The organism is Paenarthrobacter sp. TA1.8, assembly GCF_048595705.1.
In the GTDB taxonomy this organism is placed as follows: Bacteria; Actinomycetota; Actinomycetes; order Actinomycetales; family Micrococcaceae; genus Arthrobacter; species Arthrobacter nitroguajacolicus.
Genome location: NZ_CP184287.1, coordinates 831,195 through 856,265 on the forward strand (window position 1 = coordinate 831,195; position 25,071 = coordinate 856,265).

General features: G+C 62.1%; 21 protein-coding genes. 3 read left to right on the forward strand and 18 right to left on the reverse strand.

Annotation, left to right across the window (positions count from 1 at the left end; genetic code table 11):
- Window positions 1–60 precede the first annotated feature (60 nt).
- The gene (locus ACNAOT_RS04145; RefSeq protein WP_420180134.1) at window positions 61–690 is read left to right on the forward strand and encodes a YczE/YyaS/YitT family protein; all 630 of its coding nucleotides are present in this window, start codon (window positions 61–63) and stop codon (window positions 688–690) included.
- A 21-nt stretch (window positions 691–711) separates the two neighbouring features.
- Here the strand turns inward: ACNAOT_RS04145 and ACNAOT_RS04150 are convergent, their stop codons facing one another.
- Genes ACNAOT_RS04150 through ACNAOT_RS04160 form a run of 3 tightly spaced genes read right to left on the reverse strand, consistent with a single transcriptional unit; the run spans window position 712 to window position 4,306 of the window.
- Window positions 712–1,944, reverse strand: coding sequence for a glycoside hydrolase family 26 protein (locus ACNAOT_RS04150; RefSeq protein ID WP_420180135.1), 1,233 nt, complete (start codon window positions 1,942–1,944; stop codon window positions 712–714).
- A complete protein-coding gene (locus ACNAOT_RS04155) occupies window positions 1,935–2,372 on the reverse strand; it encodes an STAS domain-containing protein (RefSeq protein ID WP_420180136.1) in 438 nt (145 codons plus the stop codon). Before ACNAOT_RS04155 ends, ACNAOT_RS04150 begins: the two co-directional genes overlap by 10 nt.
- 50 nt (window positions 2,373–2,422) lie before the next feature.
- Entirely contained in the window at window positions 2,423–4,306 is a 1,884-nt protein-coding gene (locus tag ACNAOT_RS04160) for a glycosyltransferase (RefSeq protein ID WP_420180137.1), read from the reverse strand.
- Window positions 4,307–4,646: 340 nt separating this feature from the next.
- On the opposite strand from ACNAOT_RS04160, the gene ACNAOT_RS04165 reads away from it, so the two are divergent.
- Window positions 4,647–5,909 (forward strand): ricin-type beta-trefoil lectin domain protein, encoded by a 1,263-nt coding sequence (locus ACNAOT_RS04165; RefSeq protein WP_420180138.1) that lies wholly within the window; start codon window positions 4,647–4,649, stop codon window positions 5,907–5,909.
- Between the two features lie 171 nt (window positions 5,910–6,080).
- On the opposite strand, the gene ACNAOT_RS04170 is transcribed toward ACNAOT_RS04165, so the two are convergent.
- The 7 genes from ACNAOT_RS04170 to ACNAOT_RS04200 form a co-directional block, all read right to left on the reverse strand.
- A complete protein-coding gene (locus tag ACNAOT_RS04170) occupies window positions 6,081–6,911 on the reverse strand; it encodes a DNA-formamidopyrimidine glycosylase family protein (RefSeq protein ID WP_420180139.1) in 831 nt (276 codons plus the stop codon).
- Window positions 6,904–11,847: an ATP-dependent helicase gene (locus ACNAOT_RS04175; protein ID WP_420180140.1), complete on the reverse strand. Its 4,944-nt coding sequence runs from the start codon at window positions 11,845–11,847 to the stop codon at window positions 6,904–6,906. The genes ACNAOT_RS04170 and ACNAOT_RS04175 overlap by 8 nt, the downstream gene beginning before the upstream one ends.
- A 55-nt stretch (window positions 11,848–11,902) precedes the next feature.
- Window positions 11,903–12,550, reverse strand: a complete 648-nt coding sequence (locus tag ACNAOT_RS04180; RefSeq protein WP_420181119.1) for a DUF4232 domain-containing protein — start codon at window positions 12,548–12,550, stop codon at window positions 11,903–11,905.
- 104 nt (window positions 12,551–12,654) lie between these two features.
- A complete protein-coding gene (locus ACNAOT_RS04185; protein WP_420180141.1) occupies window positions 12,655–13,389 on the reverse strand; it encodes a YcnI family protein in 735 nt (244 codons plus the stop codon).
- Window positions 13,390–13,510: 121 nt separating this feature from the next.
- Window positions 13,511–14,131, reverse strand: a complete 621-nt coding sequence (locus tag ACNAOT_RS04190) for a hypothetical protein (protein WP_420180142.1) — start codon at window positions 14,129–14,131, stop codon at window positions 13,511–13,513.
- 103 nt (window positions 14,132–14,234) lie between these two features.
- The gene (locus tag ACNAOT_RS04195; protein ID WP_420180143.1) at window positions 14,235–14,783 is read right to left on the reverse strand and encodes an SRPBCC family protein; all 549 of its coding nucleotides are present in this window, start codon (window positions 14,781–14,783) and stop codon (window positions 14,235–14,237) included.
- Between the two features lie 17 nt (window positions 14,784–14,800).
- Window positions 14,801–15,292, reverse strand: coding sequence for a hypothetical protein (locus tag ACNAOT_RS04200; RefSeq protein ID WP_420180144.1), 492 nt, complete (start codon window positions 15,290–15,292; stop codon window positions 14,801–14,803).
- Between the two features lie 242 nt (window positions 15,293–15,534).
- On the opposite strand from ACNAOT_RS04200, the gene ACNAOT_RS04205 reads away from it, so the two are divergent.
- Window positions 15,535–16,551, forward strand: coding sequence for an NINE protein (locus ACNAOT_RS04205; RefSeq protein ID WP_420180145.1), 1,017 nt, complete (start codon window positions 15,535–15,537; stop codon window positions 16,549–16,551).
- 190 nt (window positions 16,552–16,741) lie between these two features.
- Here the strand turns inward: ACNAOT_RS04205 and ACNAOT_RS04210 are convergent, their stop codons facing one another.
- The 8 genes from ACNAOT_RS04210 to ACNAOT_RS04245 are packed head-to-tail and all read right to left on the reverse strand — an operon-like array spanning window position 16,742 to window position 24,598.
- The gene (locus ACNAOT_RS04210) at window positions 16,742–18,244 is read right to left on the reverse strand and encodes a hypothetical protein (RefSeq protein ID WP_420180146.1); all 1,503 of its coding nucleotides are present in this window, start codon (window positions 18,242–18,244) and stop codon (window positions 16,742–16,744) included.
- Window positions 18,241–18,729 carry an NUDIX hydrolase gene (locus tag ACNAOT_RS04215; RefSeq protein ID WP_309075171.1) on the reverse strand — a complete coding sequence of 163 codons (489 nt, stop codon included), beginning with the start codon at window positions 18,727–18,729 and terminating at the stop codon, window positions 18,241–18,243. The genes ACNAOT_RS04210 and ACNAOT_RS04215 overlap by 4 nt, the downstream gene beginning before the upstream one ends.
- Window positions 18,722–19,708 carry a hypothetical protein gene (locus tag ACNAOT_RS04220; protein ID WP_420180147.1) on the reverse strand — a complete coding sequence of 329 codons (987 nt, stop codon included), beginning with the start codon at window positions 19,706–19,708 and terminating at the stop codon, window positions 18,722–18,724. Before ACNAOT_RS04220 ends, ACNAOT_RS04215 begins: the two co-directional genes overlap by 8 nt.
- Window positions 19,705–20,610 (reverse strand): class I SAM-dependent methyltransferase, encoded by a 906-nt coding sequence (locus ACNAOT_RS04225; RefSeq protein ID WP_420180148.1) that lies wholly within the window; start codon window positions 20,608–20,610, stop codon window positions 19,705–19,707. Before ACNAOT_RS04225 ends, ACNAOT_RS04220 begins: the two co-directional genes overlap by 4 nt.
- A complete protein-coding gene (locus ACNAOT_RS04230) occupies window positions 20,591–21,154 on the reverse strand; it encodes a dCTP deaminase (RefSeq protein ID WP_309075174.1) in 564 nt (187 codons plus the stop codon). Before ACNAOT_RS04230 ends, ACNAOT_RS04225 begins: the two co-directional genes overlap by 20 nt.
- Window positions 21,151–21,681: a dCTP deaminase gene (locus ACNAOT_RS04235; RefSeq protein WP_420180149.1), complete on the reverse strand. Its 531-nt coding sequence runs from the start codon at window positions 21,679–21,681 to the stop codon at window positions 21,151–21,153. The genes ACNAOT_RS04230 and ACNAOT_RS04235 overlap by 4 nt, the downstream gene beginning before the upstream one ends.
- A complete protein-coding gene (locus tag ACNAOT_RS04240) occupies window positions 21,678–22,934 on the reverse strand; it encodes a hypothetical protein (RefSeq protein ID WP_420180150.1) in 1,257 nt (418 codons plus the stop codon). Before ACNAOT_RS04240 ends, ACNAOT_RS04235 begins: the two co-directional genes overlap by 4 nt.
- Window positions 22,931–24,598 carry a 4-alpha-glucanotransferase gene (locus ACNAOT_RS04245; RefSeq protein WP_420180151.1) on the reverse strand — a complete coding sequence of 556 codons (1,668 nt, stop codon included), beginning with the start codon at window positions 24,596–24,598 and terminating at the stop codon, window positions 22,931–22,933. The genes ACNAOT_RS04240 and ACNAOT_RS04245 overlap by 4 nt, the downstream gene beginning before the upstream one ends.
- Window positions 24,599–25,071: the final 473 nt, after the last annotated feature.

Sequence of the window (25,071 nt, forward strand, 5' to 3'; positions counted from 1 at the left end):
AGACCAGTATTCCAAACTGGCTATGGAATACAAGGCCAGTTCTCTTGGATGATGTACTTCATGATGACCCGAAGAATCACTCAACTCCTCATTGGCCTCGCGATGTACGGCATCTCCTTGGCCATCTTTATCCGCGCCGGCCTGGGCTTGGACCCTTGGGATGTGTTTCACCAAGGCGTATCCGAAAAGACGGGCTTCAGCATGGGTGTTGTGGTGATCGCGGTCAGCTTTCTGGTTCTCCTCCTGTGGATCCCGCTCCGGCAGATGCCAGGGATCGGAACCATCGCCAACGCAATTCTTGTGGGTCTCTTCGCCGATCTGGGACTGTGGCTCATCCCGGAGTTCTCGCACCTGGGCGGACAGATCGCCATGCTCGCCGGTGCCGTGATCCTCAACGGCATCGCGTCCGCTTGCTACATCGGTGCCCGCCTTGGACCCGGTGCCCGTGATGGCCTGATGACTGGGCTTGTCCGCCGAACTGGTTGGTCCGTGCGCCTGGTCCGCACCGGAATCGAGGTGGTTGTCCTGGCTGTCGGCTTCCTGCTGGGCGGTTCCGTTGGTGTTGGTACGGTGGTCTATGCTCTGGCGATCGGCCCGATCGTGCAGGTGTTGCTGCCGAAGTTCATGGTGCCGGAACGTCCAAAAGCGACGGCCCCCACGGAAATCGTGGAGGCCGCGCCGGCTGCCTGACGGCCGCCACTTAGGCGCCGCTTAGCGGCAGGCCTCCAGCTCCTCGCCGTACTGCAACCAGTCCGGTAGGTCCTCACTGAAGGCGTCTCGGATGGCGGGGGTTCCAGCGCTCCGCCAGTCGACGTCGTCGTTAATCTCGATCTCGTACTTCTTCCACTCAAACCAGTTGATCATCTTCAACTGCGGGTACTTCTGGTGGGTTTCAACGGAGAAGACCTGACGCCACCATGCCTGCTTGACGTCCAGCTCGGACGCCCCGCCGCGGGCCGGGGTGAAGATGGCTGCCGTCTCCGGGATGGCCACCGGCTTGTTGTGGTCCACACCGTACACCTGATAGAAATCCGGGACGGAACTGTCGTCACCGGCTGTGCCGCTATAAGTGCCGGTCAGCATGGCCAGGAACTTGCCGGACTCCGAGATATCGTTGTTCCCCCAAGGCCGCTGATTGCCCCAGTGATACAGCGAAACTCCCACCCAATCCACGGCGTCGTCCCCGGGGTAGTAGGGCGCATAGGTGTCGTCAGCCATGGTCAGCGCACCGTCACGGTCCGTGTCGAGCGCGGCGAAATCGGCAGTTCCCGGACGGGCCGCGAATTGGCCCCCTGTAAACGGGTAGCCGCCACCATAGTTCGGGGCCCACATCATGGACGAGCCCGGCGCCCCGGCATGAATTGCAGCGGCCACTTTGCGGAATACCTCCACATAACGCAGCGGTTGCTGGCCCCAGGAATACCAGGACCCGTTCATTTCATGCGCAAAACGTACGACGACGGGCGTCCCCTGATCGTTGACGGCCCGTAAGTCGGTGGCCAGTTTGGCGATCACTTCGTCGCTCATGGTCCCGAGGCCGCCGTGCGGTTCCAGGGTCAGGAGCAACACGCCCCCTGTTGGGCGGACCTGGGTGACGGCGTTGGTGGTGTGAGCCCACGTTTCGTCGTCGTAGGGGATATCCGAAAATTGCACTACCACCGCCGGATCATGGCCGAGGTTTTCCCGGTGCTCGGACAATGTCTCCGAGTCCCAATCGAGGTTCACGCCCAGAAGCACACCGTCCTTGGGGATCATGGTGGAAGCATCCCCGGCCCGGCAGAGGGACAGGGCCTGGACTACCGGCACCACCTCCTTGGAAGCAAAACCCAGGCCCGTGGCAGCGAGGGTCGTCACCACCAAGGGGATGAGCAGGCTGGCCCGCCGGCGTTTTCTGTTCGGGTGTCCCGTGAAAGTGGGAGGAATCTGCGCCACGGTCAGCCCCATCCGATGGAGCGATGACGACGCCTGAAGAGAGACCGCCAACTGAAGCGAGGTGCAAGCCCGCGTGGCCGCACGAGTGCCGCACCGCCGTCGACGGCATCTTGGCGAGTTGCGTAGATACGCGCGACGTGACCCAGATGGGCTTGGAGGTGGGTTTCCTGGAGCTCGCTGGAATCGCCGAAAATGCGGAGATCGCCGCCGCGCGATCGGAGCAGGTGCAGCACCTCAAGCACCCCTACTACGCCTGATGCTCCCACCGAAGTCACTGCTGCGACATCCAGCAGGACCAGGACGGGGCCGTCCGCGGCGGCCTTGGCGGATGCTTGGCGAATAGCGGGAACAGTAGCGGCGTCCAAGGCGCCGGTGATGGTCAGATCCACCGATTTCAAGGCGGTGGAGGTGGTGTTAGGGGCATGGGAGAGCATGGACATGGGGGTCGCTCCTTGCTGGGGGTTGGAACGGCGTTAATTGATGGTTGCGGTCAGGGTGTGGGTTTGGTTGTGGCACCAAGGACGCTGGTGAGCTCCTTGGGAGTGGGCATCGGTTCAACGAGGTGGTCGCCGCGCCCCCGGTACCTCGCGGCACCGATCACCACGCTCAAAAGCGCCAGGTCCAAGACAACCCAGGCCAACGTGATGAGGGTGGGATAGAGCGGCGCTTCCCCGGATGACACTCGGGCAATGCCGATCAACGAGGACACAACGAGCAACGCCATGGCAACTACTTGTAGCCTGACATGCTGGAATCCGCGGCCCGTGGCCTGCTTGCTCTTGGCTGTCACCGAGAACGCGAGGTGCTTGCCAAGGAAAACCGCTGCCGCACCTGAACACGTGGCTGCGATCCAGGTGGGAAACAGGGCAAAGGACCACTGCTGGCCGCGCCACAATCCCTTCGACCCGTTGCCCGCTACTTGGAAGAGCAGCTGACACGAAATGAAGAAGGGCAGGAAGAGGCAGAAGAACACCACGGGGCTGGCGGTCAGCGGGTAGGTACCGGCCACCAGGAACACCACAGGCGCCGCGATGTAGCTCAGGGCCGCGAAGCCATTCAGATAACTCGTCATAGTGCCCAGATACATTAGGCGCTGAGCCACGGTGAGGCCCCGAAGAAACAACGGATTGTCACTGAAGAACACCTGCATGGTGCCGGCCGCCCATCGATGCCGCTGCGAGAGCATGGTGGACACGTCCTCAGGGGCCAACCCATGGACCAGCACCTCGTGGTGGTAGACGCTGCCCCACCCCATCGCGTGAAGGTGCATGGCCGTTGCCATGTCCTCGGTGATGGTGGTGGTGTCCATGGGGTGGATGGCCAGTGCTTGGTCCGTGTGGGCCACATCCACCGATTCCAAGACAGCGTCAAGTTCCGGCACCACGTCGTCCAATGCATCGGGAACTGCCAGAGCGGCTGTATGGAAGGCGATGCGGAGTTCGAAAGTGATCTCGGCGAGGACATCGCCTCTGCGCACCTGATGCTCCGCGCGTGCCACTGCCTCCAAGGCCTGTTCTGCAACGATCATGGCCGCGGGATGACGCCTGCCGAGTTCGCCGTGAAGGTCCTGCAAACGCGATCGGCCCCGACGCAAAGCGCGCCAGGTCTGCTCAGTGGCTGTCCGCGTGTAGCGGGTCAAGCCCAGGGCCATGAGGGCTTCACGGCGTAGGACAGCATTGGAACCGCAGAAGAACGCTGCGTCCCAGCCGTCCTTGCCCTGTTGGATGGGGCCGTAGAAGAGTTCCGCCTGGCTTCCCAGCGGGTCCCGTTCCGGAACATTCCAAAAGTGCTGCGGGGTCTGGACGAAAGCCACTTCCTCGGCATCGAAATAGCCCAGCACGCGGTCCAGGAAACGCGGTTCAGGGACTTGGTCTGCGTCAAAGATGGCCACGAACTCGCCCGTTGTCATGGACAGGGCGTTGTTGACGTTCCCTGCCTTCGCGAAGCGCTGCCGGCCATCCCACTCAGGACCGCGGGTGATATACCCGACGCCGATCCGCCGGGCTGCGGTGGCAAATTCGGCCCGGTCGCCGTCGTCAAGGATCCAGGTTTCGTGCGGGTACTCCATGTCTCTGGCCGCGATGGCCGTTTTGAGCACCAAGTCCAGCGGCTCGTTGTAGGTGGCGATGAAAACGTCCACCGATCTGCCCGGCAGGGCTGGTGGGGGAGGTGGACGTCGTCGTGCGTTCCACATGGTGACGGCGTAAAGCGCCGATTCGCCAAGGCTGTAAGTCTCCGCGGCCACGAGGGGCAGCGAGATCCACCAGGCATCCCACGCGACAGTGCTCGACCAGCGCCAGCTGATATAAATCAATCCAAAGGAAACTACAAGAACTGCAAGGATCCTTACCAGTATTTGTCTGCAAATGCCCATCTTTAGCCTCCGGTAACTGCTGGGGAAAAGGCCAAGGCGCGCCAGTATGTCCAAACGCTCCTCAGAGCGAAGTTCGGGAGGACACGGCTGACGCGCCTGGAGCTGCATCTTCGATGCTCAAGGGAAGGAATTCGGCTGCGAACAGAATGTCCTTTTCCCAACGGATTTGAAGGAAATCTGCAAACCAGTTGGTTCCTGCTTCCACTTTCTCCCGCCGATATTTCATCCTCGTTACGGCATTGAAAAGTAAACCTGCGTTGATTATTTCCTTGCTGTGACGTTTTGCGTGTCGCCTCGAAAAAGCTTGCGTGCCACGGGCAGACGCCTTCAGAGTGGCACCATGAAGCGAAGACTCGTGCCCCTGACGATGCTCGTCGCCGGCCTGACCATCGCAGCTACCCTCATAGCCCCGGAACCGCCCGCGCTGGCTGCCGCTGGTATGCCCGCACCTGGAGAGCTGGTGTGGAGCGACGAATTCAACGGCCCCGCCGGCACGGCACCGGACCCCGGAAAATGGACTCACGACACCGGAGGATCCGGCTGGGGCAACGGCGAACTGCAGTACTACACCAACAGCACAAATAATGCTGCAGCCGATGGGCAGGGAAACATGGCCATCACCGCCCGGAGGGAGAATCCTGCGGGCTATGAGTGCCACTACGGCACGTGCCAGTACACGTCCGCGCGCCTCCTGACCGCCGGCAAGTTCAGCCGAACACAAGGTCGGTTCGAAGCCCGACTCAAACTGCCCAAGGGGCAAGGCATGTGGCCCGCCTTCTGGATGCTCGGCGACAACGTTTTCACCGACGGTTGGCCCACCAGTGGCGAGCTCGACATCATGGAAAACGTTGGCAAGGAACCCGGAACGGTCTGGGGAAGCATCCACGGCCCCGGCTACTCCGGGGCTAACGCCTCCAACGCCAGCTACACACTGCCCGACGGTAAATCCCTGGGCGATGCTTTCCACACGTTCACGGTGGACTGGGGGCCTGAGTCCATCACCTGGTACATCGACGGAACGGCCTTCTCACGAAAGACCAAGGCAGCAACTGCCGGCCCGTGGGTTTTCGACCACGACTTCTTCCTGCTCCTGAACCTCGCCGTGGGCGGTTACTGGCCCGGAGCGCCAGCTTCGGACACGGTGTTTCCGCAGTCGCTGCTGATTGATTACGTCCGCGTGTACGAGCTTGCTTCCGTTCCGGCGGCGCCTTCCTCTGCGGCCGGCACGCGCATCCAGGGCTATGCCGGCAAGTGCATTGATGTGGCCGGTCGGCAGGCAACTGACGGGGTCACCTTGCAATTATGGGACTGCGATACGGCAGCGTCGGAGCAGTGGACGTTTGCTGACAACGGCACCATTCGGTCACTGGGAAAGTGCATGGACGTGGCGTGGGGATCAACCGCGAACGGTGCACGAGTCCAACTCACCAGTTGCAACGGCAGTCCGGCGCAGCAATTCGTCCTGAACAATGCCGGGGATCTGGTGAACCCGCAGGCGGACAAATGCGTGGACGTGACTGACTGGAATTCATCCAACGGTTCGAGGTTGCAGCTGTGGGATTGCGCCGGTTCCACCAACCAAAAGTGGTGGCGGATGGCGTAGAAAACGTCCGACGGCGGCGCGCAGCTTGCGGTGTCCGGCGGCTATTGCTGGGGCGGCTGGGGAGCTTCCTGGAGTAGCGGGCCGGGCTGGCAGTTGCGCGCAGCCGTCGCGGCGGTTGTTGGCCGGACCTGGCAGGCTTTATGTGGCCAGGTCCGGCCCCTTGTTGAGCCTCTATGGAGCCGGCTGGCAGCGCGGACAGAAGTAGATGTCCCGTTCTTCCGTGCCGTCCGGTCCGGCAAGGAGGCCGCGGCGTACAGCAGTGCCGCAGCGCCGGCAGGGTTGGCGCTCCCGGCCGTATACCCAGTACCCGGGACGCATGGCGCGCGGCCCCAGGGTGGTCCGCCGCCCGGGACCCAGGTTTTCGCCGAGGAGCCGTTTGGCGTCGTTAACTGTCTTGGCAAGGTCAGGGACGTCTCCTATGGGCAGGGCAGGGTGAATGCCGGACAGGAAGCATGCCTCGCATCTGTAGATATTGCCAATGCCCGCAAGCTTCCGCTGGTCCAGCAACGCGAATCCCACGGTGACGTCCGGTTCTGCGCGAAGCCTGCGCAGCGCTTCTTCCTCGTCCCAGTCGGGGCCGAGCAGGTCCGGCCCGAGGTGTCCGACGATCTTGTTTTCCTCAGCTGTGGGCACCACTTCCAGGATGCCCAACGAGAACCCGACGGCGTCCACGGAGTCCGTGCGGAGCACGCACCGGGCAGTGTGGCCGGGTTTGGTCCAGCGACCACCCGGTGGGTAGGTCATCCAGTTCCCTTCCATTTTGAGATGGGAATGGATGGTGAGGGCACGGGGTTTCCTGCTGGCGCCGGGTTCCTCGTCAGCAGGGCCCGTCAGGCGCATGAGCAGGTGCTTTCCCCTGGGAACAACCTCGGCCATGGTCCAGCCCGCCAGGTTCAGGGTGGCAAATCGTGGCACGCGGAAGTCGGAGGCCTTGATGGTCTTCCCGGCCAATGCCTCGTGTAGCCGTGACGCGGCCCGCCAAATGGAATCACCTTCAGGCACGGATACGGAGTCCTTTCGGAGTGGAGTATGCGCCGGCGGCCGCGAGGGCGACGGCGATCGGGGTTTCCAGGAGATCGTGGCCATTGACTTTCTCCATGAAGAGTTTGTCCACGGCCCCACGGCGCACCACATCCACCAGCGCCTGGGCCGCAACTGTCAGCACGGCGTCGTCCTGGCTGAAGGTGAGCAGCGTCTTGCCGCCACGTTCCACGTAAAGGACCAACGCGCCGTCGACCATCACCACCAGCGCTCCGGCCTTGCGTCCCGGCCGGTGCCCGGAGCCGGCGTCGACAGAGAGCGCAGGCCAAGGAAGGGCAGCGCCGTAGGGGTTGGCGGGGTCGGTCGCGGCAAGTGCGAGCGCGGAGGGGTCGGCTTTGGAGATGCGGGCGTCCTCCGTGAACGACCTTAACCGGTCAACCGTGGCAGGGACGGCGAACTGGGCGGCCCCCAAATGCTCGATGAAGTAGCCGCGGCGGCAACGGCCGGCTTCCTCCAACCGGGCCAGCACTTTATACATGAGCCCGAAGCCACCAATGATGTTCTCCGCCATGACCGAACCACGCGTCACCACTCCGTAGCGGTCCAGCAAAAGCTCAGCCGTGCCGCGGGCGTGGATAGTGGGGTCCAGTTCCGGTGCGGGAAGCGCTGACCAGCGGCCCACTGCCGACGGCGGGGCGGGCGCAATGCCACCTGTTACCGAGCCGTAGCGACCCCCCGTTAGCCCGGGTGAGCCCAAGAGGCCCGTCCCATGGGAACGGCCGAGCCTGCTCATGCGCGGGGCCCGGGCCCTCGGCGCTTTGGCTACTTGCCGGTGGGCGGTTTTCCCGCCGGCGATCATGGCCCTCACGGGAGCGAAAGTATCGCCTGTTACACGGCCGGCCCAGACGAGGTCCCAGAGGGCAGACACCACGGCGTCGTCGCTCAATACCGCGTCCATGCCACCGGCCACATCCGTCAGTTGCCGGAAGAAGTAGCCGCCGCCTGCGCTGAAATGTTCCAAGAGCCGCTGCTGGGCATCACCGGGTTCGAATTCGGGGTCCGGGTTGAGCGTCAGCTCAGCGGAGTCGGCTACATGGAGGCTGATCCAGCCGTCGTTTCCGGGCAGGGAGCCTGCGCCGGACCAAAGGAGTTCGCCGGCGGCCATGAGTTCGTCCAGCATTGCCGGTTTGTAGTCCGCCACCCTGCTCGCGAGTACCAAGGGTTCCCATGCGGATGCCGGGATGGGCACTCCGGACAGTTGGTCCACGGCCGTGATGATCCCGTCCAACCCCCTAAGCGCCTGGCTTCGGGACTTACCCGGCGAGGTCACGTTCTGCCATGCCGGCAGGAACCGGCCGTAGGCGGCTGTGTCCACGGGCTCTACTTCGGCCCGCAGTGCAGCGAGCGAGCGACGCCTCAGTTTCCGCAGGACCTCGGCATCGCACCATTCGCTGGACGGCGGGGCGTCCACGCTCATGAGCTCTGAGTCGGCTGCCTCGGAGGGCTGCTCCGCGACGGCGTGTGGGCGGAATTCGCCTTCCACCACCCGGCCGTCACCAGCTAGGCGCTTAAGGGCAGTATTGACCACCGCTACGCCCAGTCCCAGCCTTGCTGCAGCCTCCGCCGCCGTGAACGGTCCGTGGGTGCGGGCGTAGCGCGAAACGAGGTCCCCCAGGGGATCGCTGACCGGCTCGATGAACGCTAGCGGCACGCCCATAGGCAGCGGAACACCGATGGCGTCACGAAGCCGTGCCGCATCCTCAATTGCCGCAAAACGTTCGACGCCGCCAATGGTTACCTTGAGCGCGCGGTTGGCTTTCTGCAATGCCGCGAGGTGGGAGCCGGCGTCCACGACGCTGCCATGTGGCGCTGCCGCTTGGGTTTCTTCGAGTTCGTCTACGTCCCCGAGCCCAGTTTGCTCCAGCCCTTGGAGACGCTCAGCTACTTCTTCAACGCTGAGCGGACCGAGCAGCCTCAGCAGATCCGCGACGCCTTCCATGCCACGAACCCGTCGGTCCGGGGCAAGGCGCTGCAGTTCCAACTCTGTTGAATCGATGACGGCGGCGTCCAGGAGTTCGCGCAGTTCCACCCGGCCGAGGAGTTCGTTGAGGAGCGTGGAGTCGAGGGCGAGGGCCGCAGCCCGACGCTCCGCCAAGGGGGAGTCGCCCTCGTAGAGGAACTGGGCAACGTAACCGAACAGCAAGGACTTCGCGAAAGGGGAGGGCTGCTGCGTGGTGGTCTCCACGATCCTCAGTTCCCTGCGCTCCACGGACGCTGCGATGTCTTTCAGTGCGGGTAGATCGTAAACATCCTGCAAGCACTCCCGGACTGTTTCGAGCACGATGGGGAACGACGGGTACTTCCGGGCGACGTCCAGCAACTGGGCTGAGCGCTGGCGTTGCTGCCACAGCGGCTGGCGCTTGGCCGGATTCTGCCGGGGGAGGAGCAGGGCGCGGGCTGCACATTCGCGGAACCGGGATGCGAACAGGGCGCTGCCGCCTACTTCCGTGGTGACGATTTGTTCGAGTTCCTCCGGGTCGAAGAGGAAGAGTTCAGCGCCGGGTGGCTCGTCTTCCATCATGGGCACGCGCAGCACGATGCCGTCATCGGCTGCCATGGCGGATCCGTCCAAGCCATAGCGCTGCTGCAGGCGTTGGCCCACTGCAAGTGCCCATGGGGCGTGAACGGGCATGCCGAACGGGCTGTGGAGGACTACCCGCCAATCGCCGAGTTCGTCGTGGAAGCGTTCAACCACCAGAGTTCGGTCGCTTGGGACAATCTCTGTGGCTTCCTTTTGCTCCCTCAGGTACTGGATCAGGTTGTTTGCGGCGAAGGCATCCAATCCGCTGGCCTGGCAACGTTCCATAGCCGGGGCTTCGTCTGCTGCCGAGAGTTCCCGGATGAAGGCACCCAGCGCGCGGCCCAGATCTACGGGCCTGCCGAGGGAGTCGCCCTTCCAAAAGGGAAGCTTGCCGGGTTGCCCAAAGGCAGGGGAGACCAGCACGCGATCGTGGGTGATGTCCTCGATCTTCCAACTGGTGGCTCCGAGTGCGAAGACGTCTCCCACCCGGGATTCGTAGACCATTTCTTCGTCGAGCTCACCAACGCGGCGTCCTCCCTTGGCAGCACGGGCCGAGGCGGTCGGTTCACTCCCGTCCCCGCTGCTGGGGGAAGCTGAGCCCTCTACTTCCGTACCGATGATGTAAACACCGAATAGTCCGCGGTCCGGAATGGTGCCGCCTGACGTGACAGCAAGGCGCTGGGCACCGGGCCTGCCCTCAATGGTCCCGGCGTGCCGGTCCCAGACGATGCGGGGCCGTAGTTCTGCAAATTCGTCTGAAGGATACCTTCCGGCCAGGAGGTCCAGGGTGGCTTCGAAAGCCGAGCGTGGCAGGCTCGCGAACGGCGCTGAGCGACGGACGGTGCTGAACCAGTCCTCAACGTCGATGCTGCCCAAGGCGGTAGCCGCCACTGTTTGCTGGGCCAGGATATCGAGCGGGTTGGCGGGAATACTCAGGCGTTCAATCTGCCCACTGAGCATGCGTTCAACGGTGACGCTGGTGTGCAGGAGATCCGCGCGGTGTTTGGGAAAGAGCACGCCTTCGGAGATCTCGCCGACCTGGTGTCCGGCACGCCCGACGCGCTGCAACCCACTGGCCACCGACGGGGGTGACTCCACTTGGACCACCAGGTCCACGGCACCCATATCGATGCCGAGCTCCAGCGACGAGGTTGCCACAACGCAGCGGAGCCTCCCGGACTTGAGATCGTCCTCGATCATGGCCCGCTGGTCCTTGGAAACCGAACCATGGTGCGCGCGGGCCAGCACAGGATCGGCGCCGGTAGTGCTTCCAGCCTGCGCCATCATGTGCGCAGGAGTGGCCGTGGAGGCCGGGATTCCGGGGCTGGTTTCGGTCGCTCCGGGAGCCGCCCACTCGCTACCGCCCACCGCCATCAACTGGCGTTCAGCGTAGATCTCGTTGAGTCGGGCTGTGAGACGTTCCGCCAGGCGACGGGAATTGGCAAAGACAATGGTGGACTGCTTGGACAGGACCAGATCCACGATCTGCTCCTCCACATGCGGCCAGATGGAAGCCTGGGGTTGCAGGCCCGATGCCGGCCCGGAGTCGAATGCTCCCGCAGCGCCCTGAAGATCCGACATGTCCTCCACGGGGACTGTGACCGTGAGGTTCCAGTTCTTCTTGGATGGCGGAGCGACAATTTCCACCGGAGCTTGCCCTGCCAGGAACTGGGCCACCAACTCTCGGGGCTGGACTGTGGCGGAAAGCCCGATGCGCTGGGCAGGCTTCGGAAGCAGGGCGTCGAGGCGCTCCAAGGAAACGGCCAAGTGCGCGCCGCGCTTGGTGCCTGCTACGGCATGCACTTCATCGATGATGATGGTGTCCACTTCGCTGAGCGTCTCCCGGGCACGGGACGTCAGCATGAGGAACAATGATTCCGGGGTGGTGATGAGGATATCCGGCGGGTTGGTCAACAGCGTGCGGCGATCGGCCGCCGTCGTATCTCCTGAACGCACACCGACTGTTACCAGCGGTGCCGGAAGTCCTAAACGCTTGGCGGTTTGCGTTATTCCAATCAGGGGTGCGCGCAGGTTTCGCTCCACATCCACACCCAGTGCCTTCAGCGGCGAGATGTAGAGGACGCGCGTCTTGGTCTTGGGCCGCTTTGCCCGGCCCTTGCCGTTGGCCGGGACGGTCTCCAGTCCCGGCAATGTGTCACTGGGCTTGGAATGCAGGCGATCGAGGGCCCAGAGAAATGCAGCGAGTGTCTTGCCGGAGCCAGTAGGAGCGACGACCAAGGCATGAGAGCCCGAGGAGATCGCGTTCCACGCCCCATCCTGGGCGGGTGTCGGCTCGGAAAAAGCGCCTAGGAACCATACCCTGGTTGCCTGGCTGAATCGGCTGATGGCGCCATCCGACGCCTGCGGCTCCTGCATTCCTCCATCATGCCCCACGACTCCGACAGAATAAGCCGGAGCCGTGGGAAGACGGTCAGACTGCCTGGAACGCCGTGATGGTCAGGAGCTTAATACCCGCGTTGCTGCACGCATCGTGGGGCTCCGGGATGAACAGCGACGCTGTGTCGTTCGGCGGGTAGATCCGGAAACCGGCGGCGGGCACCTTGGTGCAGTCGCCGTAGTTGCCGGCTTGGGTGTAACGGATTTCGGCCCACGCCGACTTTCCCGGAGCCAGTTCAATCTTGGTCACCGGAGTTGTGGTTTCGCGGGTTGCAGGTTCGCCGATTGGCTCACCATTGGCGTCGGCAGTCAGGGAGACGCCGGCGAAGCCCTCCAAGATACAGGGGGCTGTGCCGGAGTTTGTCAGTATCAACTTCTCGTAGATGCTGCCGGCCGCACCGCCGCCGGTCGCGTCGGTTGTGGCACTGAGGGACGCAGCCTTGCACAGCGCGGGTGCTGCGGGTGCTGCGGATGTTGCTGACGCTGAGGGTGAGGGCGTCGTCGTGGCTGTTGCAGAAGGAGAGCTTGACGTCGCCGGGACCGAGGCCGACGGCGTCGAAGAGGTTGGCGGGGCGCTGCTGGTCCCGGACGGGCTGGGGCTTGGCCCACAAGCAGCAAGAAGCAACAGCGCAGCGGCTGCTGTCGTCGTCACAAGACCGGTTTTGATGCGCTGAGTCCACATGGGCACCAGCTTTGTTCCGGCCATGATGCGAGTCAATTCAGCCACGGCTTGAAGCGCGGATTGGCGCCCGGATTGTGATCTTCCGGGCACCAATCCGACGTCAACTACTTCGTGTCGGCTTTGGCCACTGCCGGCTTGGCCGAGCGGCTGCGGAAGAACGCAGCGCCGCCCAAGCCCAAGCCCGCAATGCCGGCGATCAGGCCGGCCCAGCTGCGCGCCTGCGAGCCGTCGTCCGTTACGGCGGAGGCCGGCTCGGTGGATTCCGTCGTTGCAGCGTGTTGGTCGCCTGCAGCATCGGCCGGAGTGATGGTGACCGACGGTGCAGGAGCCTTCAGATCGTGCGGGTCCTGTCCTTCCTTGGCGACTTCAGACCAATCGGTCTGGCCCTGTTCGCAGGTCTGCAGCGTGGGGAAGTAGATCGTCTTGCCTGCTGCGTCCGGCAACTTCACTGACAAGACCAGCGCGTCGCGCAAGTGCGGATCCAACGGTGTTTTGGCCGTGTACACGATCTGGCTTGTGCGCTTGGTGATGGAGGTGCCGTCATCCAGCTTCTTGGGCTCCGCGAGGGTCTCCGTGACCTTCTCCACGGTCCAGTTGGGGTTGACCGTGGGCTGGGCGTCGTTCAGTTCCTCGGGGAGTGAAATGGCAACTTTGGTGGTGCCGAAGGTGTCGCAACCGTGAGGGATTCCGAAGGTCACCAGCGCGTACGAATTGGCCGCGGTCTTGTTCGGATCGGCCGAAACGTGCGCGGATGCTCCGGCCAAGCCGGCCATCATCAGGACAGCGGTTCCACCGGCGACGGCGGTTGCGGAAAGGGTGCGGCGAGTCGAGGTTTTCATGGGAATTGCCTTTCGGGGGCGCCGGCTATATTCGGCGCGGGGTACGGGTATGGAGCCCGTCACCATGCAAAAGGCTTGCTGTTGCGGCGCGCAATTTGTCGCGCGCAGGTGCCGGGCGGAACTAGGTAAGTACGACGACGGCGGGCGGGCCGCGGCGGCTGTCTTGCCTGAGGTTCCGCCAAGGGCGGGGGATGAAGACGTCGGGTGCGCCTACTGCGGCAGGCCAGGCGCCGGCGTCGGGCCTGAACACCAACGTGGGCAGGGCGAGCAGCGGACGCAGCCAGGCGGCGAGCTGCCACAAGGCATCTTCGCCCTTTGCCAGGATGACGGCAGACACAATGGTGGCCAGGACGTGGCCCACAAACATCATGGTGCCAAAGGCTGTGCCGAGCTCATGGGTGTGTGTCGCCGAAATGTCCAGCCCGGTGCTGAAGGCTTCGCCACCGAGGTGGTGGTTTGTTTCCTGCTGGCTGACAGCTATCGGGCTCAAGGCGGTGAAGGCTTCGTGGAGTGCCAACTGTCCGGCGCCCAAGAGTCCCGCCATGGTGAAAAAGTTCAACTTGAAGCGGGTAGCGAGCGTGGCAGCCAAGGTTGTCAGCGCAACGAGCGCCAGCAGGACCGGTGCGCTGGGAAGTTCTCCGCCACCCACGAGGTGGGCCACTGCAGCGAGGAGAACCACCACAATCGAGATGGCGCCCGACCGCAACGCATGAAAGGGCACCCGGGACTGCGATGTGCGCACGGGCCCTCCCTCATCTGTTGCTGCTTGATTATCGGCGTCTTGATTCTATCGGGAGTTCGGTGCCGGGCAGGACCCGGATGGGTGCCTATGTGGATAGTTCCGCTTAACGCCTCGAGGAGCGAACAAAAGTTGGCTTCGGTGGCTCGGGCACATTCGCTGCGGACCCGGAACGTCGACGGCGGAGCTCAAGTTTCAGGCTTTCCTCACCGCGAGCCATGGCCCAGTGATGATTGGCAGAGAAGGCCGGTTTGAAGAGCCAACTCAAACGGCGAAGCAAGGGCTTGGTGGCACTGACCCGCCAGTCGTAGGTGATGACGACCTCCGGACCGTCAGTCTCGAATGTCCAGCGGCCCGTGCCGTTGAGGTCACCTTCGGCTGCGAGCGCAAATCCGTCGAGGGTCACGGGTTCGGTAGTGGTGAGTCGCCAACGCAAGGTGTATGGGAGCCAGCCCTTGGTATGAAGGTCAAAGCATGCACCAACTCCATCCGGTCCGCCTTGGGCTACGGGCGTGACCGTGAGGTAGACGGAGGGCCACCACTGTTTGAGAGCCGCGGCGTCGCCCAGGACGTCCACTACTTCCTCGCGTGTGCCCGCCACCCGCCACACCGTGACGAACGCGTAGTCGGTGCTTTTCTGTGTGCGCTTGGTCATTGATGCCCCTCAAAGCTTCAGCCACTGGTTTTCAGGAGGTCTGTCATGTCGAAGAGTGCTTCCAGCGGGGCGGTTGTATCCGTTAAGGGCGCAACAGGGCCTCCACCGCAGTCTTCGATGTGCCGGGAGTAGCGCTCCTCATCGCCTTCCCGCACCACGATTTTCGAGGCAGTACCACCTGCACAGCCAGATTTCTGCGTTTTGATGTCTTTCGTCCGTTCCGGCAGGCTGCGAACCAGATCCGTTACATTGGTCCACGTCTCAGCCGACACTGCAGAACTCTCCTGACGAAGGACGTCGCCGTAAGAATCCACAGTGATGGTGGCCTGCGTGCTGGAGGCCTTGATCACGTAGCTGCGATGGTATTCGGGCGGGACGGAACTGTCTCGAAACGTGTATTCGACTGACGTTCTCGCCGGGTCCACTTCAAGCGGCTTGGCGGCGGAGCAGCCCACAGTCAGTCCAACTGAGACGGCAGCGATAGCAATCATTGTGATGCGGCAACGCATAATTCCCCCTTGGCAGGCGGGTTTCATTAGCCCGGTCGTGTTCAATCTAATCTTCTCCCACCCTGTAAAATCCGAATTACCGTGCATATGCCGGTGCTTTGGGGAGCAACTTTGGGGGCGTTAGACAGGCTAGCGTCGCAGTTTTAGCTCGCACTCATTGCCAGAGCACAAAGGCAATCCACTCGCATCAAACCCACTTGTGTTTAGCCGCGCCTAAAAGCGCGGCGTTTGAAAGGACCCTCATGAGTCAAGATCAGCCTGGCTACACGCCACCACCCGTGCCCCAGGGCTACCAGCCGCCTGCACCCCAGGGGTACCAGGCGCCGCCGGCGTTCGGTCAGCAGCCGCAGGAGGGTTTCCAGCAGCCGTACGGCCAGCCTTTCCAGCCGCCTCAGGGATACCCGCAGCAATTCCAGGCGCCTACCACGCCGCCCAAGTCCTTCCTTGTGACGTGGCTCCTGGCATTGCTGGTGGGCGTCCTCGGCGTTGACCGCTTCTACCTTGGCAAGATCGGCACCGGTATTGCCAAGCTTCTTACCTTTGGTGGCCTCGGAATTTGGGCATTGGTGGACCTCATCCTGGTTCTGGCCAACAAGCAGACTGATAAGTATCGTCGCCCGCTGGAGGGCTACGACCGGCACAAGCTGGTCGCCCTCATCGTTTCCGCTGTAGTGATCCTTGCCAGCATCGCGTTCAACGTAAGCCAGGGCATCGCAACAACCGCAGCCCTCACTGCCCCGGTAACTGCTCCGTCTGTTGAACCTGTCACCAAGTCAACCCCGACGCCCGCACCTGCGGACGATGTGGAAACCAACAGCCGTGGAAACCTCGTGATGGCCTTTGGCGATATCGGTACCATCAGTGACGGCAAGAGCGGCGACGTCCACACCAAGTTCACCGTCAACAGCATCACGCCGGTCACTTGCACCGAACCGTATGCTCGTCCCTCCGAGAACGGCAACGTGGTGGCGGTTGATATCACGGTTGAGACCACGCCTGAGCTGGCTCAGTCTGCCTACCCGAAGTTCACCTTGAGCGGTTTCGACTTCAAGTACATTGCAGCCAACGGCGCCACCTTCAATGGCTCCCTTGCCAGTATCGCGACGTATTCGTGCATTCCTGACGCAGAGCAGTTCCCCAGCGCTGGCATGGGACCCGGCGAGAAAGTCACCGGAAAAGTTGTGCTGGACGTGCCAGCGGCCACCGGGCTTCTGGTTTTCGAGTCCGGCCTCAAGGGTGGCTTTGAGTACAAGTTCTAATCTCGTGCGCTGAGGGCCAGGATCTCAGCTCTTAGCACTTGGCGGAATCACTCCGTCATTGCAAGAGATCCACCGGAACAGGTCCGCTGATGGCTGCGTATCAGATCAATCTCGCTCTGATATGCAGCCATCAGCGGACCACACGGTACACGCCAGATGGCGCTACATCCCAGCGTCCAACGGCAGTTAACTACCAAGCTCGCGACATGCCGGATTCGGCCGACGTCGCAAGGCGCCATGCCCCGGGGACGTAGCGCTCGAAGGCCACTCCGACCACATCGTTACGGTCAGCAGGCGGTAGGGCAAGGCGTCCAAATTGTGAGATGTTTGCCGCTCCGCCGCTGTCGAGCAAAACGGCGTCGCAACACCCCGCTTCGAGGAGTGCCGTAGTCATATCCGCTGAGGTTGCGCCCAAGATGTCAAAACCAGGCTCGATGGAGCGAGGCTCACAGCCCTCGGCAACGAGCACGCACACGTCTCCCGCAGGAGTAAGTCCGACGGCGGCCCTGCCACGCGGCTCGTCCACAATCTTCTCAACTGTCAGAGCCACTGGCGGTACAGCCTCGTGGCCGAACTCCTCTGTCGGGCGGTACACCTCGTGCCCGTCGGCAACCTCACGGGCGACGTCGATGGGTTCAGAGCCGCGAAGCACGGTGGGCCCCACTTGAGTACCTGATAAGACGCGGGAACCAGCCAGTTCGAGGTCATAAATTACCCAAGCACTGTCTCCAACCTCCTCAAACAAACGCTTGGCAGATGGAACTGGAACGAGAAGGACGAGCCCATTGGCGGGGCAGGGTGAGCTCTGGCGACTAATCTGGACCACTTGGCGCCCGTACAGTGTCAGCCCGACGAAACCCGGGGGCACTGGGACGGCGGCGTCAGCACCCCGTGCCCGTGTAAGGATGTGAACCTCGCCTGCAGCGGCGGCGAGGCAGTCAACTGAACGAACACACCGGCAGGCAGCCCTTTCGCCGTGGATGACAAGTCCCCCGGGGAGGGTGATGGTGAGGTCACACACGTCCACCTGACTTATGATCATTTTGTCCCTGCCGGAGGCATCCAGCACCCTCAGCAGCGCCGAGCGTGAGGCCGTGGGCGGCGACGTAATCACGCCGTCAACCACCTCCAGTCCGATCGGGTCGCCGCTACTGGCAAATCCGTCGGCGAACTCTTCCTCCAGCCAGATGTAGTAGCCGCTGTTGAAGCACAGGCCGTAGCTGGCCCCGAACTCCGAAATCCGCCCCAGCCGACTACTGACAGGCACCGCGCAGGAGACCTCCGGATCCCGCCTGTCCGGACTCCGAAAATCATGGCGCCCCGATGGTACAAGCGCCCAGCGGCGCTGGGCGACCAGCGATGCTGTGACGGCAGCAATATTGGGAACGTTGCTTGTTGGTACACCACCTTCCTCCAGGAGATCGCCTCCGGCGGCAGCCGAAAGCAGTTGTTGTCGCAGACGGACCTGGGGAGCAATCCAGGTCGAATCGTTGATTTCAACCAGGGCAGTGTCCCGTGCGCTGGTCCACCCCAAAACACTACGACGCTGAGGAGCCTGTCGACCGAAGAACGCAAGCTCCCCGGCAATCTCTGCGGTGACACCGCGCTGCTTGGGTGACCAAGCCTGCACGTACGCCAAGTCGGCTACGTCCGCCGCCGAAACACGCCCCAGCCAGGCAGAGCCAACCGTCATTGCGCCAAGAGCCGGTGCTGAAGGGCTGCGAAGCTGAGCGCTGTAAACGTGTGAGGCTCATTCTGCATCATCTCTATCAGCGCTTCCTGATCGATCCATTGCACTTCACGAGATCCGTCGCCAGTCGAGTGGGGCAACCCGGAGGCCAGGACGTCCACAATCGCCAGGAGTGAGGGATACGGCCCCTGGAGCATCTGTACCAGCTGAATCGCTTCGCTGACCTGTACTCTGTCCCCCAGCAGCTCGTGGTCGGTCTGGCTGACCTGCACCTCCACCTCGCTGAGGCCGGTTTCTTCCTCCACCTCACGCTCGGCGCATGCGGCCAAAGGCTCGAAGGCGCGCCATTTACCGCCCGGCAACTCCCAACGTCCGCTGTTTACCGGATCTGATTCGGGCTTCCACCGTTGCTGCAGCAGGATGCGACTTGGGTTGTGGCGGTCGCGAACCAGCGCATAGACGTTGGTGAGTACTAGCTGCTCAACCATGATTTCTCCATTTCGTTCCGATGTACCTGTGCAGAAGTAGATCTCTCAGACGGACCTGTCCAGAGGGCAACCAGACCATGGCGTCAGGCCCATAACCACAAAGCAGCTCGCGACAGAGGCCGCAGGGCGGCATGATCTCCACATCGCGGGTCTCCTCCGGACGAGGATGACGCACCGTCATCATGGCGACGGGTTTGGCCCCACGGGCAATGGTTTGTGCCAGTGCACCATTCTCGGCACAAGTCGATGCACGACCCACCTCAGCCTCTACGTGAACGCCGGTGGCCAACTCCCCGTCATCGCCGAGCATCGCGCATCCGAGTTGATGCCGCGATGGCCGGTAAACACCCGTGATTGCCGCGCTCGCCTCTCTGTAGAGAGTTCGTCCGAGCTCTTTCAGCGCTACCGCCCCGGCCTGAGCCGGATACGGAGCAGCGGGCAAGTCTCTCAGCAGAGTCTCGGCGCTGGCCTCGAGATCTGCGAGCGATCCAGCAGTGTCCACATAGAGGTCGACGATAGTTTCCTGAGCTTTGAGCTCCACGCCCGCCGAGTCCGGATTCTCCGTTAGATCATCACGGGCCTGCAAGCGGGCAAGCCTAAGTTCTTCTGGTGCCCGCACCAGCACTACGGTGAAGCCGGCGTCGCGCAACTCATCCAAGTCCACAGGTCGGGCATCGCTTATGACAACCGATCGTTCGCTCGAGAGTGCCTGTAACCAGTCCGCTCGTTCAATCACCCGCCGCGTTAGTGCCTGTGGATCGCGCTGACGGATGTGCCCGCCCAGGAAGGACAGCAGCTCACCGTCCTGTCCGAGCTCGTGATGAGGAACACCCATCCGATCGAAAAGCGCAGCCTGTGCGGCATAGAGCGGTCTCGCCATACTGAGCTGCAACCAGTGACCATCCGTTGCCTTCAAAGCGGCGGCCAAAGAGGTTTTTCCCGCTCCCGGCCGCCCTACCAGAGCAACTCTTGCGGTCATGAGGCCCGGGCCACGAATACGACGTTCACCTTGGACAACCGAAAGAACCCCTGCTGGTCGATAATCTCCTCGACCCGCCGTTGCACGTCGAGGAACAGTGCTGTGAACTGCTCCTCGCTGACGCTATCCCCGGCGACCTTCTCCAAACCTGCGTACCGGTGACCCGAGGCATAGAACTCCATGAAGGGCCGTGCTTCGTCGAAGCGTAACCAGTCCTCATAGGGGTGCTCAGCCACGTGGGGAAACTCCTGCTCCAGTATGGCCCTGCCGTTATGCGGTGACAGGGTGCCGCGTCGGCCTTTCGGCGCACGCTCGATAACGTCTGCGGGAATGCCCACCGCCTGCATCGCCTCTTCATGCAGCTGGTACATTTCGGGCATCGAGTCCAGACCCTCAACAGTCACTACGGTCAGCCCGTCCTCGGCGGTGGCCCTTCGCAACTGGCTCACCATCTGAGCCGGGTTATCAATGTAGTGAAAGAGGAAATTGGCCATGACGCAGTCGAACTGCGTCTCGATCAGGGTATCCAATTGCCGGGCGTCGCCATTGATGTAATCCACCGGAACCCAAGTGAAGTTCACATTCTCCTTCGCGACGTTGAGGATCTCCGCCGACTGGTCTATAGCTGTGATACTCCCGGGATAGCGCATTCGCGACGCGACATCCCGCAAGACAAATCCGTTGCCGCACCCGACGTCGAGGACCGCCTCAGTACCGTCGAGATCAAGACAGGCCAAGGTATGGTCCACAAGGGTACGGGGGTTGGTTCGGTAGCGATTATGCGTCAACTGCTGGATCGCCAGTGGTTGATCGGTGCTGAAATGGCTGCGGAGGTAGTCATCTCCCAGCACAGACATCCAGTAACGGGCACGTTCCTCATTGTCAACGGTTTGATTTGTCATCAACGGTGTTCTCCTCGGTTCCTGTTGTGGTGAAATCGCGGTAGGCCTGTGAGGCCATCGGCGCTTTGGCAAGGCTGTATTTGCCGTCGTAAAGTTCGATCCTTCCTCTCGGGACCCAATAGGTGACTTGTGCAATCCGCATGTGGGGGTACACGCGCAGCGGCAGAACCGAGTGCAGTTGAAAGGTGGTAGGACCGTGCGATCCCAGGTCGATCAGATCAGCTGTCACGTGGACGAACAGGCCAAGGCGAGCGATGCTTGATTTTGCTCGTACTATCGGCACGTAATGGTCGCTGCCGACGTGCTCGATGCTGCCACCCAGGTAGATGCGGTCCGGCTGCAGGACCACGCCATCAGGGCCGATTGTGATCTTGTCCACCGGGTTATCCTGCGCAACATCGAGCAGTCGGTCGCGATACACGAGGAGCTGAGGTGCCAATCGCAAGTCGTAGCTGTTGGGATTGACTTGGTTCGCCGCAAAGGGCGCAATTCGAATCGTCCCGTCGCGTACTTCCTGCTCGATCGCAGGTCCTGTGAGAATCATCGGTCGAACGCCTTCCTCATCGTGGTGGCCGAGGGCACAGTGGGCGGGGACAACGTCCCTAGAAGTCCCTCGTACAGGGACACTTCTCCGAGTGGAACCCAGAACGAGACCTGCCCACACGCCATCCCTGGATACACACGCAGAGGTTGAACGACGGTGATCTCGAGAGTCCACTGGTGTGACGCGCCTAGGTTGCCCAGGTCTGCAGAGAGTTGCAGATACATCCCAAGTCGGCCAAGGCTGGATCGACCGATCAGTGAAGGGACGTAACAAGAACTCCCGATGCGTTCTACGGTGTTGCCAATGTAGAGCTGCCGCGGCTGTAGAACCAGACCTTCTGCAGGAATGACGACTTCCTCGGGCGACGGCGGACGCAGGGAGTCGTGAACACCCGGCGGGTAGACGCGCAATGTAGGGCCTAGGTGGTAGTTGTAGCTGTTCGGGTTGAGCATCGCAGATTCGAAGGGGGAGATAGTGATATTGCCTCCCTCTACTTGGGTGCGGATCTCTTTAGCGGTGAGAATCATGAGGTGAGCCTCCGTTGAATGCTCCGACCAACGGCGTAGACGCCCACCACAGACAGCGCTGAGGCTCCGACGATGACGGCCACGCGTGCCGTGTCCCCCCAACCGCTGGTAAGTATGAATGCGAAGAGAGATGAGACCAGAGCTCGGAGCAAGATGGCGTCGGCAACATAGCGCGTCTCCCGGCCCTCGGCTTGGTCGGCCTCGGAAGCGGCGGCCATAAGCTGACCGTAGAGCGTGGCAGACCCTAGCCCGAGCAGAAGTGCTCCCGCGACGAAATCGACGATGCTGCCCCCGAGCAGCCATGCCAACGCACCGAGACTGAGTACTAAGAAGGTTCCGCCAGCCCGCATCCAATCGCTTATCCGGATCGCCCAGGCGCTATCAGAGGCAAGCGCCGTTGCCAGAGCGGCGGCCACCGCCAGCGCAGCCGACGTAGAAGCGAGGGTCCCCGCCGCGCCCCCCGCCTCCCGCACAATTAGAGGTAAGACGGTTCGTAATGGATCGGCAAATGCGGCAAGTACGAGCAAAGTGATCAGCGGCAGCGACCGAACACTTATCAGCAAACCTCCTTGGTTCGGTTTCCAAGAGTCGTCTGCGTTGGCTCGCGCGGGGCTGGCCTCGGCGCAGTGTGATTCCTCCGGCAACTTGGCCGCGGTAAGGGGGTACCGTCGTGTACCCCACCCGACGACGGCGGCCGCCGCCGCATTCGTTGCCATGTTTAGGCATGGCAGCAACCAGAGGAGTGAAGCGCTGCTGACGAAGATTGAGCCGACCAGGGGCCCGACAGCCGCCGCGAACTGGAACGCCGCGCTGTCGGCCATCAGACGCCGTGATCGTCCTGCCGGGTCGCCTCCCCACCGGGCCACAATTGTGACCCAAGATGGCCCGTTCAGGCCGCCCGCAAAAGTGGTGATACCGGCGAGCACCACAATGCCGACACCATCCTGAAAGCTGGGTTCGGGCGTTGCCTGCCCGGCGATCCAAACTCCAAGGCCTGCCAATCCGATCCCCTCGACCAGGAGCAACAAGAGAGTGCTGCGCCGCAGTCCGAGCCAGTTGACGACCAACGGATTGAGACGGGTGCCGAGCATGAGTGTGGCCAGGAATACGCCTTGATTCACTCCGAGGAGGAGAGTGGGTAGCGAGGGCGTGCTCAAGAGCCAGATGACAATAAACGTGTTCGTGCTGGTGCAGACGTTCGACGCAGCCTGCGTGATCACCAAGGGCACAAAGCCGCGGTCGCGAATCTTCATCGTTTGAGGGCGAGCAGCTGACGGGCCAACTTTCCGCCTAGTTGCTCTTCAATGCTCAGATCTGGATCGCCGTAGGTAAGCACCCAGTTTGGATGGTCCTCGGGACCGGTACCAGGTACGTTCTCAGTGCAATCAAGACCAAGAAGGTCTGGGTAGTAGATGCTGACGAGCTCTGGTCGTGAGGAGAACGCAAAAGTATAGATCGAGAGCAGCGCGTCCTCGACATCACTGTTTGGTCCAACCCCAAACTCGGCGAGGTCGCTGAATCGCTGCTTCTCCGCCTGCGTGAGGTCCCTTCCCAACCGACCAATGCTGTCCAGTAGGCGTAAATCCTCGCCGGTGATGAAACAGGCCGTGGAACTCGTGTCGTGGAAGGCAATCAGCAACATCGATTGCTCACGGCCTTCGGTGGTGAGACCTGTCCGTAGCGATCCGTCGCTGCCGCGGGTCCACCAAACTACATCGGTGCCGTACACGCCACTCTCAGCAAGCACTTCGCGCAAACCGTCTGGAACATTGCCGAGATCCTCCCCGACCACCAACTTTCCCCGGTCAACGAGCTCGCGGATAGATTCCATTTGGGCCCCAACATCGAAGTGGACGTAGGTCCCGGCCCCGTCCGGGAGGCGTGCCCATAGTCGTTGTATTCCCAACACGTGGTCTATGCGGACGCCCCCGACCGGTACCACGGCGGTGGCTAAAGCCAACGTCTGAGCGCAGGGACGGTGTTGATCACCATGCGGCACGGGAAAGGCGAGTCGCCAATTCTGTCCATCTGGAACGTAGTCGTCCGGTGGGGTACCGATGCTCAATGTGCGGGAATAGCACCCAGGGAAAACTTCGTGGTCGATCCCGTCTTGAGAGGCACCAACCTGAAGATCTGCAATAATTCCGATATCCATGCCGGCCGCGCGGAGCTCCTCGTGAGCAGCAGTGAGTTGACCCAGGACAACGTGCTGTAACCAAACCAGGAATTCGACGTGTTGCTTTTCGTCAAGCGTGCCGAAGTAGTGTTCAGCGACACCTCTTTCTTGTAGGTACTGCACGAGTGCGAAGGCCAGCATGCCATCCGATGAGTGTGGATCAATCCCGGATACCGGGGGCTCGTAATGCGCAAAGATGAGTCGCAATGCCTCGGCCTTGAGTTTCAATACATCCAAGTCATCGCGACTTGCCGCGGAGCCTGCATTTAGTTGAGCACCGCGGCGGCATAGCTCCTTGCGGTCAGCTGGCGGGATTGAGGACCATCCGGCCACGGTCGTCACCTCAACATGCAGCAGGCTATACAGCAGGCGACTCACCGGTGAGTAGGGAGAAGGATCAAGTCCACCATCAGGAAGTATCGACTCCCAGTTGGTAGGGCCGATGGCCACGAAGTCGGCGCCATGCGTGACCACCTCCTGTCCCAGACGAACGAGAGATCCGTAGTCGCCGATTCCCCACGTGGAATCGTCAACGAGGGGAGCCAACTGCAGGTGCACACCCCATCGTCGACGTCGTGCCAATGGCGGGTCGTCAGCTTTGGGCCCCAAGTCAAAGGGCGTGATGTCACTACAGGCATCATTGAGCAATTGGCTTACGGTGTGCTGCACCGCAACGGGTACCTCGACTTGATCACCGTAGCGGTTCTCATATTCCCTCTGTACCGCGGATTCAGGAATCACCAGTGAGTCTCCGTCCACTTCGCGGGCCAGGCATGATGCCGACGGCGTGACGAACAGTAAGGGGCGGTGTGCGAATCCACATAGACGGGAAGAACTGCCGTTGCACCAGCTCTCGCTTTAAGCCGGTGTGGTCCCTCACGCCTATCATGTCGCTCCTACCCGTTGACGAAAGCCATGAAACCCTTCTGAGGAAGGCTAGGAGAGCTTTACTGGGTTAGTCAATGGAATTGACTAACTTTTGATATGACACTCTCATATCCAAAAAAGCATGTACACTTCGGCTCCCTGATCCCCGTTGCGAGTGGCGGGACAGAGCGGTAAACCGTGACGAGGAAATCAAGGCTGGGGTGCGGAGAGCGCGTCTCTGGTCGTGTCGCTCGCAGTCAATGCGCTACTCACGCCCGGCATTAGGAGTGGCGTTTGCCGACTGGCTGCTGGACCTGATTACGGCAAAGCAAAAGGCCCTGCTTCCC

What these genes read in the sequence shown, in the direction of transcription:
- ACNAOT_RS04145 (WP_420180134.1), top strand. Translation starts at nt 61, where the DNA reads ATGATGACCCGAAGAATCACTCAACTCCTCATTGGCCTCGCGATGTAC.
- ACNAOT_RS04150 (WP_420180135.1), bottom strand. Translation starts at nt 1,944, where the DNA reads ATGGGGCTGACCGTGGCGCAGATTCCTCCCACTTTCACGGGACACCCG.
- ACNAOT_RS04155 (WP_420180136.1), bottom strand. Translation starts at nt 2,372, where the DNA reads ATGTCCATGCTCTCCCATGCCCCTAACACCACCTCCACCGCCTTGAAA.
- ACNAOT_RS04160 (WP_420180137.1), bottom strand. Translation starts at nt 4,306, where the DNA reads ATGGGCATTTGCAGACAAATACTGGTAAGGATCCTTGCAGTTCTTGTA.
- ACNAOT_RS04165 (WP_420180138.1), top strand. Translation starts at nt 4,647, where the DNA reads ATGAAGCGAAGACTCGTGCCCCTGACGATGCTCGTCGCCGGCCTGACC.
- ACNAOT_RS04175 (WP_420180140.1), bottom strand. Translation starts at nt 11,847, where the DNA reads ATGCAGGAGCCGCAGGCGTCGGATGGCGCCATCAGCCGATTCAGCCAG.
- ACNAOT_RS04180 (WP_420181119.1), bottom strand. Translation starts at nt 12,550, where the DNA reads ATGTGGACTCAGCGCATCAAAACCGGTCTTGTGACGACGACAGCAGCC.
- ACNAOT_RS04185 (WP_420180141.1), bottom strand. Translation starts at nt 13,389, where the DNA reads ATGAAAACCTCGACTCGCCGCACCCTTTCCGCAACCGCCGTCGCCGGT.
- ACNAOT_RS04195 (WP_420180143.1), bottom strand. Translation starts at nt 14,783, where the DNA reads ATGACCAAGCGCACACAGAAAAGCACCGACTACGCGTTCGTCACGGTG.
- ACNAOT_RS04200 (WP_420180144.1), bottom strand. Translation starts at nt 15,292, where the DNA reads ATGCGTTGCCGCATCACAATGATTGCTATCGCTGCCGTCTCAGTTGGA.
- ACNAOT_RS04205 (WP_420180145.1), top strand. Translation starts at nt 15,535, where the DNA reads ATGAGTCAAGATCAGCCTGGCTACACGCCACCACCCGTGCCCCAGGGC.
- ACNAOT_RS04210 (WP_420180146.1), bottom strand. Translation starts at nt 18,244, where the DNA reads ATGACGGTTGGCTCTGCCTGGCTGGGGCGTGTTTCGGCGGCGGACGTA.
- ACNAOT_RS04215 (WP_309075171.1), bottom strand. Translation starts at nt 18,729, where the DNA reads ATGGTTGAGCAGCTAGTACTCACCAACGTCTATGCGCTGGTTCGCGAC.
- ACNAOT_RS04220 (WP_420180147.1), bottom strand. Translation starts at nt 19,708, where the DNA reads ATGACCGCAAGAGTTGCTCTGGTAGGGCGGCCGGGAGCGGGAAAAACC.
- ACNAOT_RS04225 (WP_420180148.1), bottom strand. Translation starts at nt 20,610, where the DNA reads ATGACAAATCAAACCGTTGACAATGAGGAACGTGCCCGTTACTGGATG.
- ACNAOT_RS04230 (WP_309075174.1), bottom strand. Translation starts at nt 21,154, where the DNA reads ATGATTCTCACAGGACCTGCGATCGAGCAGGAAGTACGCGACGGGACG.
- ACNAOT_RS04235 (WP_420180149.1), bottom strand. Translation starts at nt 21,681, where the DNA reads ATGATTCTCACCGCTAAAGAGATCCGCACCCAAGTAGAGGGAGGCAAT.
- ACNAOT_RS04240 (WP_420180150.1), bottom strand. Translation starts at nt 22,934, where the DNA reads ATGAAGATTCGCGACCGCGGCTTTGTGCCCTTGGTGATCACGCAGGCT.